Source organism: Gymnodinialimonas sp. (assembly GCF_059726805.1).
Window position 1 is genome coordinate 667,521 of record NZ_AP041059.1, and the last position, 11,060, is coordinate 678,580.

12 protein-coding genes are annotated in these 11,060 nt (G+C 62.8%); 4 read left to right on the plus strand and 8 right to left on the minus strand.

What is annotated here, in order from left to right; translation table 11 throughout:
• The first annotated feature begins 187 nt into the window (after nucleotides 1-187).
• Together pnp and AC6I9R_RS03355 are read left to right on the plus strand one after the other, a co-directional pair.
• A complete protein-coding gene (pnp, locus tag AC6I9R_RS03350; RefSeq protein ID WP_461429157.1) occupies nucleotides 188-2,311 on the plus strand; it encodes a polyribonucleotide nucleotidyltransferase in 2,124 nt (707 codons plus the stop codon).
• A gap of 145 nt (nucleotides 2,312-2,456) precedes the next feature.
• Nucleotides 2,457-2,837, plus strand: coding sequence for a hypothetical protein (locus AC6I9R_RS03355; RefSeq protein ID WP_461429158.1), 381 nt, complete (start codon nucleotides 2,457-2,459; stop codon nucleotides 2,835-2,837).
• A 92-nt stretch (nucleotides 2,838-2,929) separates the two neighbouring features.
• Here AC6I9R_RS03355 and AC6I9R_RS03360 read toward each other — a convergent pair whose 3' ends face one another.
• Nucleotides 2,930-4,132: a cation:proton antiporter gene (locus AC6I9R_RS03360; protein WP_461429159.1), complete on the minus strand. Its 1,203-nt coding sequence runs from the start codon at nucleotides 4,130-4,132 to the stop codon at nucleotides 2,930-2,932.
• Nucleotides 4,133-4,400: 268 nt separating this feature from the next.
• Here AC6I9R_RS03360 and AC6I9R_RS03365 point away from each other — a divergent pair, with 268 nt between their 5' ends.
• A complete protein-coding gene (locus AC6I9R_RS03365; RefSeq protein WP_461429160.1) occupies nucleotides 4,401-5,021 on the plus strand; it encodes a L,D-transpeptidase in 621 nt (206 codons plus the stop codon).
• 137 nt (nucleotides 5,022-5,158) lie between these two features.
• Here AC6I9R_RS03365 and AC6I9R_RS03370 read toward each other — a convergent pair whose 3' ends face one another.
• Nucleotides 5,159-5,812 (minus strand): peroxiredoxin, encoded by a 654-nt coding sequence (locus AC6I9R_RS03370; protein WP_461429161.1) that lies wholly within the window; start codon nucleotides 5,810-5,812, stop codon nucleotides 5,159-5,161.
• A gap of 220 nt (nucleotides 5,813-6,032) precedes the next feature.
• Here AC6I9R_RS03370 and AC6I9R_RS03375 point away from each other — a divergent pair, with 220 nt between their 5' ends.
• Nucleotides 6,033-7,466, plus strand: a complete 1,434-nt coding sequence (locus AC6I9R_RS03375; RefSeq protein ID WP_461429162.1) for an aldehyde dehydrogenase family protein — start codon at nucleotides 6,033-6,035, stop codon at nucleotides 7,464-7,466.
• A gap of 349 nt (nucleotides 7,467-7,815) precedes the next feature.
• On the opposite strand, the gene AC6I9R_RS03380 is transcribed toward AC6I9R_RS03375, so the two are convergent.
• The 6 genes from AC6I9R_RS03380 to AC6I9R_RS03405 all read right to left on the minus strand — a co-directional run bounded on the left by AC6I9R_RS03380 (nucleotide 7,816) and on the right by AC6I9R_RS03405 (nucleotide 11,012).
• Nucleotides 7,816-8,499 carry an RluA family pseudouridine synthase gene (locus AC6I9R_RS03380; protein ID WP_461429163.1) on the minus strand — a complete coding sequence of 228 codons (684 nt, stop codon included), beginning with the start codon at nucleotides 8,497-8,499 and terminating at the stop codon, nucleotides 7,816-7,818.
• Entirely contained in the window at nucleotides 8,496-8,759 is a 264-nt protein-coding gene (locus tag AC6I9R_RS03385) for a hypothetical protein (RefSeq protein ID WP_461429164.1), read from the minus strand. The genes AC6I9R_RS03380 and AC6I9R_RS03385 overlap by 4 nt, the downstream gene beginning before the upstream one ends.
• Nucleotides 8,756-8,959, minus strand: coding sequence for a hypothetical protein (locus AC6I9R_RS03390; protein ID WP_461429165.1), 204 nt, complete (start codon nucleotides 8,957-8,959; stop codon nucleotides 8,756-8,758). Before AC6I9R_RS03390 ends, AC6I9R_RS03385 begins: the two co-directional genes overlap by 4 nt.
• Nucleotides 8,956-9,669, minus strand: coding sequence for a class I SAM-dependent methyltransferase (locus tag AC6I9R_RS03395; RefSeq protein ID WP_461429166.1), 714 nt, complete (start codon nucleotides 9,667-9,669; stop codon nucleotides 8,956-8,958). Before AC6I9R_RS03395 ends, AC6I9R_RS03390 begins: the two co-directional genes overlap by 4 nt.
• Before the next feature lie 121 nt (nucleotides 9,670-9,790).
• Nucleotides 9,791-10,432 (minus strand): ChrR family anti-sigma-E factor, encoded by a 642-nt coding sequence (locus AC6I9R_RS03400; RefSeq protein ID WP_461429167.1) that lies wholly within the window; start codon nucleotides 10,430-10,432, stop codon nucleotides 9,791-9,793.
• 25 nt (nucleotides 10,433-10,457) lie between these two features.
• Entirely contained in the window at nucleotides 10,458-11,012 is a 555-nt protein-coding gene (locus AC6I9R_RS03405) for a sigma-70 family RNA polymerase sigma factor (protein WP_461429168.1), read from the minus strand.
• Between the last annotated feature and the right edge of the window lie 48 nt (nucleotides 11,013-11,060).

Here is an 11,060-nt window from a genome sequence, read left to right on the forward strand (position 1 = left end):
CGCGAGATATTGCCCCTTGCAAAGGGCATGGCTTTGCAAAGCGGGCAAAGTCCTGTATGCGCCCTCACATCTGTGACGACACGCTTTGATCCCGGCGTTCGCAAAGGACAGGGGTCGGCGGCAATGGGGCCGCCATATGGATGAGGGACGCGGCAGGGGCCGCGAGAGCCCTCGAATAGGAAACTAGATGTTCAACATTGTTAAGAAAGAGATCCAGTGGGGCGAAGAGACGCTGACACTGGAAACCGGTCGTGTGGCCCGTCAGGCTGACGGCTCCGTGATTGCGACGCTGGGGGAAACCAGCGTCATGGCCAACGTGACGTTCGCCAAAAGCCCAAAGCCCGGAATGGATTTCTTCCCATTGACCGTGCATTACCAGGAAAAATACTACGCCGCGGGCAAGGTCCCCGGCGGCTTCTTCAAGCGTGAGGCGCGGCCCACCGAGAAGGAAACCCTGACAGCCCGCCTGATCGACCGTCCGATCCGCCCGCTGTTCGTCCCCGGTTTCAAGAACGAAACCCTCGTGATGTGCACCGTGCTGTCCCACGATCTGGTCAACGACCCCGACATGGTCGCGATGATCGCGGCGTCGGCTGCGCTGACGATTTCCGGCGCGCCGTTCCGTGGCCCGATCGCTGGGTGCCGCGTCGGCTTTGAGGATGGCGAATACATCCTGAACCCCGAGATCGACGACATGCACGATCTGCGCAACAACCCCGATCAGCGCCTCGATCTGGTTGTTGCAGGCACCAAAGATGCCGTCATGATGGTGGAATCGGAAGCCTATGAGCTTTCGGAAGCCGAGATGCTGGGTGCGGTGAAGTTCGCCCACGACAGCATCCAGCCCGTCATCGACCTGATCATCGATCTGGCCGAAGACGCCGCGAAAGAGCCCTTCGATTTTGAGGCGCCCGATTATTCCGAGCTCTTTGCCGCCATTCAGGCAGCGGGCGAGGCGAAGATGCGCGAAGCCTATGCGATTTCCGACAAGCTGGAGCGTCAGGCAGCGGTTGCTGCTGTGAAGGAAGGCGTGAAGGAAGGCCTTTCGGAAGAGCAGTTGGAAGACCCGAACCTGTCGGCGGCTTTGAAGAAGCTGGAGTCCACGGTTCTGCGCTCTGACGTCGTGAAGAATGGCCGTCGCATCGATGGCCGCGCGCTGGACGAGATCCGCGATATCGTGTCCGAGACGAAGGTCCTGAACCGGACCCACGGCTCGGCCCTGTTTACGCGCGGTGAAACCCAGGCGCTCTGCGTGACCACTCTGGGCACCGGAGACGATGAGCAGTTCATCGACGCGCTGCACGGCAACTTCAAATCCAACTTCCTGCTGCACTATAACTTCCCCCCCTATTCGGTGGGTGAAGCCGGTCGCGTGGGCCCTCCGGGCCGTCGTGAGATCGGCCACGGCAAGTTGGCGTGGCGTGCGCTTCAGGCGGTTCTGCCTGCGGCAACCGACTTCCCCTACACCGTGCGCGTGGTGTCCGAGATCACCGAATCCAACGGCTCGTCTTCGATGGCCTCCGTCTGCGGTGGCTCTCTGTCGATGATGGACGCGGGCGTTCCGCTCAAGGCCGCCGTTGCGGGCGTCGCCATGGGTCTGGTGCTGGAGGAAGACGGCTCCTACGGGATCCTGTCGGATATTCTGGGGGATGAAGATCACCTGGGCGACATGGACTTCAAAGTGGCTGGAACGGAAGCGGGCATCACGTCCCTGCAGATGGACATCAAGGTCGCCGGCATCACGCAGGAGATCATGGAGAAGGCGCTGGAGCAGGCGAAAGCAGGCCGGTTGCATATCCTGGGTGAGATGGCCAAAGCGGCCACCGAAGCGGGTGAATTCTCCGAGCATGCCCCGCGCATCGAGACGATGCAGATCCCCACCGACAAGATCCGCGAAGTGATCGGCTCCGGCGGCAAGGTCATCCGCGAGATCGTGGAAGTGTCCGGCGCCAAGGTCGACATCAACGACGAAGGCATCATCAAGATCGCGTCTCCCAATGGCGACTCGATCAAGAAGGCCTACGACATGATCCACTCGATCGTGGCCGAGCCCGAGGAGGGCAAGATCTACAAGGGCAAGGTCGTGAAGATCGTCGACTTCGGCGCCTTCGTGAACTTCTTCGGCAAGCGCGACGGTCTAGTGCACGTGTCCCAGATCAAGAACGAGCGTCTGAACCACCCCTCTGACGTCCTCTCCGAGGGCCAGGAGGTTTGGGTCAAACTGCTTGGCTTCGACGATCGCGGCAAGGTCCGTTTGGCCATGAAGATGGTCAACCAGGAGACCGGCGAAGAGGGCGTCGCGGCTGAGTAACCCCGCGCCCGATGGAATTGGAAAAGGCCCCGGCGGAAACGCTGAGGCCTTTTTTGTGGTGTGTCAAAGTTTGGATTTTGGCCCATTGTGGTCATTCAGTACCAAGACAAATGCCAGTCGATTAAGTACAGTTGTTGATGGTGGAATGCTTGAAGAAGAGCGGACAAATCTCATGTGCAGTAGGAACGGGTTGTCCGAAGACGACAGTATTTGGGATGGCGTCCAAGTAGACTGGGGCGGTAGATCCGCTCCTACAATTGCTTCCCAGAAGAATGCGGAGTCTTTACTGAGAATTCTTAGGCCTCTCAATTTGATGCCGAAATCCGCCGGGCGTGGTTTCTGGGAAACTACGATACTGTCGTGGAAAGACCCGCTGGTAGATATTGAGGTCTTTGATGGCCGGTTCGAGCTTTATATTTATCCACCCTTGGTTTCTGGCCCACTATTTGACGTCCATGAGTTTGACGGTGGACTTGAATCCGATTTGGATCGACTCTTAGAAAAACTAAAGACACTTCTCAATTGAAGGAGGCACAGTTTCGTAAAGCTTACACCGGGCGAAGCTAACCTCGCGCCTCCAGCCCCTAACGCATAGTCTTTCGCCTGACGCCTCAGCCGCTACCCCCGCCCGATGCGCTTGGCCAGCGGCGTTGCACTAACCCCGTGGAGCAGGACCGACAACGCGACGGTGAGGGAGACGCAGGCCAGAAGCTCTTCCTCGCCGGGCAATTCGAACTCGTCCATCATGATCAGGGTGAACAGGATCGAGGCGAGGCCGCGGGGGCCGAACCAGCCCAGGAACAGTTTCTCGCGCGCGGGCAAGCCGGTGCCTGCGAGCGACAGGAAGATCGGCACGATCCGCACGAGGGTCAGCATCGATAACGCCACGAGGCCGGTGGACCAGGTGAAGTGGGACAGGCCGTCGGGCAACATCAGCGCCCCGAAGACGAGGAAGGCGGACATGGTCAGAAGCTGGCCGGTGCCCTCCATGAACTCTCGGATGAAGTGGATGTCGTGGCGGTAGGTGTTGCCGAAGACGGCGCCCGCCACGAAGGCCGCGATGAAGCCGTTGCCGCCGATCAATTCGGCGGCGAGGAAGCTGATCAGGGCCGTGCTGATGAACACGACCCCTTGGGCGCTTTCCACGATCAACGCGCGCTTCTGGGCAAGATCCAGGGCGCGCGCCACGCCCCAGCCCACCGCAATGCCAACGAAGGGGCCGAGGATAATCTGCGTCACCGCCATCAGCGCCAACCCCTCGGTGCCCTGCATCGCCGAGGACGCCATGATCGCGCCCAACAGCACGAAGGGCAGCACCAGGCCGTCGTTCAACCCGCTTTCTACGTTGATCGATTGGCTCAGATGCGCAGGCACGTCGGGGCTGGAAACGACGGTTTGCCCAAGGGCGGCATCGGTGGGGGTCAGCAGCGCGGCGGTCAACAGCGCGAGGGCAAGGCCGCCTTCGGGGAAGATCGTGAAGACCACCAAGGTGCCAAGCGCGATGGTGCCGGGCATCCCCAGGATCAGCATCCGAAGGGGCAGCGTGAAACTGGTTCTCAACTGCGCAAACCGCACATGGCTGGCGTCGGCGAACAGGATCAGGACCAGCGTGATCTCGGCCAGAAGCCGGGCAGAGCCGCGCAGGTCTTCCGTCGTCCCGAGCGACGCCGTAACAGGCGCGCAGAGGTAGCCGAGGGCCACGAAAATCAGCGGCAGCGTCAGGATCGTCTTTGAGATTGCCCGGGTCAAAAGCGCATAGGCGACCGCGCAGATCAGCACGCCAAGCAGGACGATTTCGAGGGAGGAGGTGCCGTGTTCCATGGCCAACTCTGTTTGCCTAATCCGCAAAGCGCAAGGACGCAGCGCGGTTTGGCAGCGTGCATCACGGCCTGTTTACCCGCCCCAAAGCGCGCGTCAGCGTGTCGATTTTGCCAAGATTTGCCGAAAAAACCGGCAAAGGCCCAATGGGTGCAGGATTTCCTTACGCAGATGTGACTAAAAGCGACGCCGTGGGGACTTGTCCACAGGCCCCACGGTTGAGACATTAGGGCTACTGATTCCATACGACGACCGTTTAGGACCGAAAACAATGCTGACGCGCCGCCATTTTATCACCACCACCACGACGCTGTTCTCAGGCGCGCTTGTTGCGCCTGCTTTCGCGCAGGATGCCGTGGGGATCGAGATTGACGAGGCCCTGGACGTTGCGGGCAACACCGGCCCGAACCCCTGGGGTCTGCATGAGCGTTTCATGCCCACACGCGTGGCGGCCAACGGCGGCCTGCGTGTCGGCGACATCCACGTCGATCCGACAGCCCGGTTCCTGTATCACATCGAAGAGGGCGGCACCGCGATGCGTTACGGCGTGGCCGTGGGCCGTGCGGGTCTCTACCAGCCCGGCAACTTCCGCATCCAGCGCGTGGCCGAGTGGCCCTCCTGGACGCCCACCGCGAACATGATCCGCCGCGAGCCCGAGGTCTACGCCCAGTACGCCGAAGGCGTGCCCGGCGGCCCCGACAACCCGCTGGGTGCCCGGGCGCTGTACCTCTATGCCGGGGGCCGCGACACCTACCTTCGTATCCACGGCACGCCGCAGCCCTGGTCCATCGGCACCTCTGCCTCGTCGGGCTGTGTGCGTCTGGTCAATGATCACGTGATCCAGCTGGCCGACAATATCCGCACTGGCAGCCGGGCGATCCTGCACAGCTGATCGGCCATGGGTGCACCATGAATGTGCACCCTACGGGTGGCCCCGGGCCGCATGCCAGAAATCGCAAAAAAAGCCCCGACCGATTGGCCGGGGCTTTTTGTGTTTGGTGCGGGGGGTGAAACCCGCTCTGCGTCCCTTCACCCGGGAAGCTTCGCCATCCGCAGATAGGGCAGCTTGGTATCGATGCTGCCGTATTTCGCGATGGCGTCTTCATCGGACACGGCGACAGGCACGACGACGTCCTGGCCGGGGACCCAGTTGGCGGGGGTTGCCACGTTCTCTTTCGCCGCCGTCTGCAGGCCATCGAGGGCGCGCAGAACCTCGGCAAAGTTGCGGCCCACGTTCATCGGGTAGGTCATCGTCAGTTTCAGCTTCTTGTCGGGCCCGATGATGAAGACGGACCGCACCGTGGCGGTGTCATTAGGGGTGCGCCCGTCGGGCAGATAGGCCTCGGCGGGCAGCATGTCGAAGGCTTTGGAGACCTCAAGGCCGGGGTCTGCGATGATCGGGAAGGTCGGCTCGGCGCCCGCGACGGACTGGATGTCGCCCTTCCAGCGTTTGTGCTCTTCCACGCCATCAACCGAGACGCCGATGACCTTGGTGTTCCGCGCCGCCCATTCGTCGGCCAGCTGCGCCACGGCGCCGAATTCAGTCGTGCAGACCGGCGTGAAGTCCTTGGGGTGGGAGAACAGGATCGCCCATTGGTCGCCCACGAAATCGTGGAGCGTTGTGGTGCCGTGGTCGGTTTCGACCGTGATGTTCGGGATCTCGTCATTGATGCGCAGGCCCATGGGGTGCTCTCCTTTTTGCCGTCAGAATCGATGTCACTGCGAAACCTAAGCATTTCGATGCGGGTTGTCAGGGAGGGCATCACAGAAAAGAGGATCGATTGCGCGCAGGGGCGCCTGCGCGGACGGGTGTTCTGCGGCGGGCGCGCGCGATGGTCCGGCGGGACTTGCGCCTTGGCGCGTCCGCTGTCACGGTCCCGCGCGAAACAGACGGGAGGCTTCCATGAGCAACGCAAAGAACTTCTACATCGACGGCAAATGGGTGGCCCCGGTACAGGCCCGCGATCTGGCGGTCATCGACCCGTCGACCGAAGAGGTTTGCGAAACAATCTCGCTCGGGGATCAGGCCGATACCGATGCGGCGGTTTCTGCTGCGCGCCGGGCGTTCGCAAGCTGGGGCGTGAGCGATCCGGCAGCGCGGATCGCCGTGGCGGAAAAGGTGCTGGAGGTCTACAAGGCCCGGTCCGAGGCTATGGCCCAGGCGATCTCGAAAGAGATGGGCGCGCCCCAGGATCTGGCGCGGGCACAGCAGGTGGGCGCGGGGTCCTGGCACCTGGAGGGGTTCATTCGCGCGGCGAAGGATTTTGTCTGGGATCATCCCCTGGGCGACTGGGCGCCGGGGGAGCGGACGGTGTATGAGCCGATTGGCGTCTGCGCGCTGATCACGCCCTGGAACTGGCCGATGAACCAGATCGTGCTGAAGGTCATTCCGGCACTGCTGACCGGTTGCACGATGGTGCTGAAACCATCCGAAATCGCGCCTTTGTCGGGCATCTTGTTTTCCGAGATCATGGACGAGGCGGGCGTGCCCGCGGGCGTCTACAATATGGTCAACGGGGACGGTCCGGGCGTGGGCAGCCAGCTGTCGGCGCATAAGGACGTGGACATGGTGAGCTTCACGGGCTCCACCCGGGCGGGGCGGTTGATCTCGAAAGCCGGGGCCGAGACGATCAAGCGGATCTCGCTGGAGTTGGGCGGCAAGGGAGCGAATATCATCTTTGCCGATGCCGATGAGAAGGCAGTGAAGCAGGGCGTCATCCGCTGTTTCCGGAACACGGGCCAGAGCTGTAATGCGCCCACAAGGATGTTGGTGGAGCGGTCTCGGTATGATGAGGCTTTGGAGCAGGCGGCGGAGGCGGCGGCGAAGGTGACTGTGGGGCCAGCCTCGGAAGAGGGGCGGCACATTGGGCCGGCCGTCAGCGAGGTGCAGTTCAACAAGATCCAGGATCTGATCCAGGTGGGGATCGACGAGGGTGCCCGGCTGATTGCGGGCGGTGTGGGGCGGCCTGAGAACCTGAACCGGGGCTACTATATTCGCCCGACGGTCTTTGCCGACGTGACGCCGGATATGACGATCTACCGCGAGGAGATCTTTGGGCCGGTCCTGTCGATCATGCCGTTTGACGGGGAGGACGAGGCCGTGGCGATTGCCAATGATACCGAGTACGGGCTGACGAATTATGTGCAGACCGGGGACGTGGAAAAGCTGCGGCGGGTGGCGCGGCAGCTGCGGTCCGGGATGGTGGAAGGCAATGGGCAGGGGTTTGCCCAGGGCTCTCCGTTTGGGGGGTACAAGCAATCGGGGAACGGACGCGAGGGCGGGCGGTTTGGTCTACATGAGTTTTTGGAGACCAAGGCCGTGTCCGGCTGGGGGTGATCAAGCTTGAGCATCTGCGTAAGCGTCGGATAAGTATGTATTTTCAGTTTCGCGTTAACCTTTTGGAAAGGTTTTGCGCGGGAGAAGAGAGAGGGGCTGCGGGCGCGGCCCCTTTTCTTTTGCGGGGTGTTTGGGGCGGGCGGGGAGACGCTGGTTTGCGGCTTTTTGCGAAGCAAAAAGCGCAAACGTCGCCCCTCCCGCCCTCCCGTAGGGCGCTCGGTTTGAGGTGACGGCGCGGGGGGCTGGTGGAGGGACGCCTCCCCTTACGGCGGCGAAGCCGCCTGTCGGGCAGGGGGCGGGGAGTTGTATTTGGCAAGATGAAAGGGAGCGCGCGGTTGGGGGCGGTGCGTCAGAACGGCACCGGGGCGCGGAAGGTCATGCCGATGCCGCCATCGGGGTGGCGGAGTTTCAGGCTTTCGGCGTGGAGCATCAGGCGCGGGAAATCGCGGGCGGGGCCTGTGGCATAAAACGGATCGCCCAGGATCGGGTGGCCGATTTCGCGCATGTGGACGCGGAGTTGGTGCGAGCGCCCGGTTTTGGGGAAGAGGCGCATCCTTGTGGTGCCGTCTTCCACGCGCATCCGGCGCCAGTCGGTCTGGGCCGGTTTGCCGGTGTCCCAATTCACATGTTGCAGCGGGCGGTTGGGCCAGTCGACGATCAGGGGCAGGTCGATGTGGCCTTCCCTCTCCGTAACTTCGCCCCAGACCCGGGCGACGTAGGCTTTCTTGGTGTGGCGTTTCTCGAATTGCAGGCCCAGGTGGCGTTGGGCGTGGGGGGTGCGGGCGAAGACCATGACCCCCGAGGTGTCCATGTCGAGGCGGTGGACCAGAAGCACCTCGGGGAAAGCCACTTGCAGCCGCGCGATCAGGCAATCGGCCAGGTGGTCGCCCTTGCCGGGCACCGAGAGGAGGCCTGCGGGTTTGTTGACCAGAAGCAGCTCGTGATCCTCATGGAGAATATCGAGCGGGGTGTCGGGCGGGCTGTAGGTGAAATCTGACGTGACAGGCCCGGACGTCGCAGGCTCAGGCGTCATGGAGCCGTCAGGATGTTCATCGCGTTCATGGCGATCAGCACGAAGGTGAGGAAGAACAATGTCTTGCGCTCGCTTTTGTCCTCCTCGCTGGTGAGCCAGTATTTCAGCTGGCCCGAGAAGCCGCCCACGGTGGGGATCTGTGGCCCGCCCTGATCGGCCTGGCGCGCGCGCAGGGTCATCAGGGTGCGGAACATCAGGAAGGCCCAGGCGATGAATACGAGCGCTTGCAGCGCCAGGCGGATGATTTGACCGGTACTCATTCAGGCGGGTCCTTTCGCAATTGCCAGGCCGACCACAGGGCGGAGCCGCCAAAGAACGCCCCGCCGATGATCGCGATTTCCAGCGATGCGATACCAGAGATCCCGTGGCTCGCATAGGCACCGATCAGCAGCGCCAGCCCGCCGAGGCTGATGGCCAGGCGTAGTTTCAACTCGCCACGGGAGGGGCCGAACTTGCTCATGGGGCTTTGCGGGCGCGGATGTACCAGCCCGGCGCCGAGGACCAGACAGTTTCGCCCCGGCGGCCCGCGTAGTTTGATTTTCCGGCAAACCGCGCGCGGGCCTCCAGGATATCGAAGAGGGCGGCCCCGGTTTCCACAATCCCCCGGATCGCCTTATCGCCCCGGCCCTTGATCATCAGCGCCGAGGTGCGGCGGCCGAAAACCAGGGGCAGGAGGGTGGTTTCTTCATACCCGAGCCCGTCGAGGGTGGTGCCCCACCACGACGGCGTGTGGCGGTTGAAATCATCGGGGTGGCCGTGGACGGGGTACATCCAGGGCACGATGATATGGAGCGTGCCGCCGGGTTTGAGGGCCCGCGTGACCTCGTGCAGGGAGGCTGTGTCGTCGTAGATATGTTCGAGCACGTTGAAGGTAATCACGGCATCGAAATGGGCATCGGCGAAGGGGATGGGGTCGCCCACCTGCACCAGATCGGTGGGGTTGAACTCCTCGTTGATGTTGACCGAGCGGTAGGTGGCGGTTTTGGCCAGATGTGGCGCGTAATTGGTGGTGGTGCCACCGCCGAAATCCAGGACCTCGCCCTGAAGGTCCAGGGTGCGGATCAGGTCCAGCTCCATCCGGCGCAGCATGGTTTCCTTGGCGCCGTAAGCGCGCAGGGCCCGGAACCGGGCGAGGCTGGGGAGGGGGGGATCTTGCAGGGTCAGGGTCATGGGGCGCTTTGCGGTGGCAGCTTCGCCTCCCTCGGTCGCGCAAATCCGGGGCGCTGGCAAGGGGTCCACGCAAAACGCCGCCCCCGGGGGAGCGGCGTTGAAGACGGGTTGGCGCCTGGGGTCAGATGCCCACGAAGGGTTGCGCGATGCGCGGCAGCAGGCCCTGGAACTTCAGCTTGGCGTTGGTGGCGACCAGGCAGATGCAATCTTCGCCGGGTTCGGCCACGGGCTGGTGATTGGTGTCGGCATCGGCCAGTTCCAGATCACCGCGGGCGAAGACGCCGTCTTCGTCGCGGAAGGCGCCTTTGAGGACCAGTGTCATCTCAGTCCCGTGGTGGCTGTGGGCGGGCATCGCCTTGCCGGCGGGGATCAGGAGGAGGCGGGCAGTGCCGCCCTCGTCCGAGTGCAGGATGCATTGCTTCACGCCACGACCGACCGAGCGCCAGCGCACGGCATCCTCATCGCCGCCAACCATCGCCTGCAGGGGTGCGGGGAAGGTCCCCACCGACGGTGCGGGGCGTTCAATCGGGGCGCTGCCGCGGATCTTGGCCAGGGTCTGTTCCAGGCTATCCTCGGCCACCTCGGCGGTGTCCATGCTGCACAGGACGGCGCCGCCGAGCGCCTCAAACGTCTCGAGCCGGGCGCGGGCGTCATCGCTGAGCGAGACGTGGGTCGCCAGCACAAGGTCAAAGGCCTTGGCAAGCGATCCGGACGCATAGCCCATCAGCATATCGTCGGGGACGGAGTGGTGTGTGTCGGTCATTTCAATCTGTCGTTCTTAAAGCGTTTCAATTCATCGAGTGTCTAAGTCGATCGAGGGCTAACCTAATCCGCGACTTGATTGTGCCAAGGGGCAAACCGGTTTCTATCGCGATTTCGGAATGGGTGAGGTCGCCGTAGTAGGCGTGCTTGATCAAGTCCCGCTGTTTCTCGGGCAGGGTGGCAAGCGCCTTTGCAAGGCGTGTCGTGTCCTGTTGCAGCGCGATGACGTCGGCCTGGTCGGGGCCTTGCTCGGGGCCCCAGGGCAGCTCTTCCGGCTCAGGCCGGGAATAGCGGCGCAGGAGGTCAATTTTACGGTTGCGGGCAATCGTGAAGATCCACGTCGCCACAGAGGCGCGTGCCGGGTCATACATATGTGCTTTGCGCCAAAGTGTGGCCATGACATCCTGCATACAATCTTCAGCGAGGCTGGGATCAGCCCCGGATTTGATCAGGAACGCCTTCACCCGAGGGGCGAAGTGCCGAAAAATCTCGGCGAAGGCGGACTGATCCTGGTCCTGCGCAATGGCCGCCATCTTCGCGACCCATAGCGCTTCTGAGTTTTCGTTTGCCGTCACGGTCATTCCACGCAATCTGTCTGGCAATAAGTAGCGCCCGTAAGCGCATCCTCC

Excerpts from the sequence above, each read along its gene's own strand:
- pnp (WP_461429157.1), top strand. The coding sequence starts at position 188 with ATGTTCAACATTGTTAAGAAAGAGATCCAGTGGGGCGAAGAGACGCTG.
- AC6I9R_RS03355 (WP_461429158.1), top strand. The coding sequence starts at position 2,457 with ATGCTTGAAGAAGAGCGGACAAATCTCATGTGCAGTAGGAACGGGTTG.
- AC6I9R_RS03360 (WP_461429159.1), bottom strand. The coding sequence starts at position 4,132 with ATGGAACACGGCACCTCCTCCCTCGAAATCGTCCTGCTTGGCGTGCTG.
- AC6I9R_RS03365 (WP_461429160.1), top strand. The coding sequence starts at position 4,401 with ATGCTGACGCGCCGCCATTTTATCACCACCACCACGACGCTGTTCTCA.
- AC6I9R_RS03370 (WP_461429161.1), bottom strand. The coding sequence starts at position 5,812 with ATGGGCCTGCGCATCAATGACGAGATCCCGAACATCACGGTCGAAACC.
- AC6I9R_RS03375 (WP_461429162.1), top strand. The coding sequence starts at position 6,033 with ATGAGCAACGCAAAGAACTTCTACATCGACGGCAAATGGGTGGCCCCG.
- AC6I9R_RS03380 (WP_461429163.1), bottom strand. The coding sequence starts at position 8,499 with ATGACGCCTGAGCCTGCGACGTCCGGGCCTGTCACGTCAGATTTCACC.
- AC6I9R_RS03385 (WP_461429164.1), bottom strand. The coding sequence starts at position 8,759 with ATGAGTACCGGTCAAATCATCCGCCTGGCGCTGCAAGCGCTCGTATTC.
- AC6I9R_RS03390 (WP_461429165.1), bottom strand. The coding sequence starts at position 8,959 with ATGAGCAAGTTCGGCCCCTCCCGTGGCGAGTTGAAACTACGCCTGGCC.
- AC6I9R_RS03395 (WP_461429166.1), bottom strand. The coding sequence starts at position 9,669 with ATGACCCTGACCCTGCAAGATCCCCCCCTCCCCAGCCTCGCCCGGTTC.
- AC6I9R_RS03400 (WP_461429167.1), bottom strand. The coding sequence starts at position 10,432 with ATGACCGACACACACCACTCCGTCCCCGACGATATGCTGATGGGCTAT.
- AC6I9R_RS03405 (WP_461429168.1), bottom strand. The coding sequence starts at position 11,012 with ATGACCGTGACGGCAAACGAAAACTCAGAAGCGCTATGGGTCGCGAAG.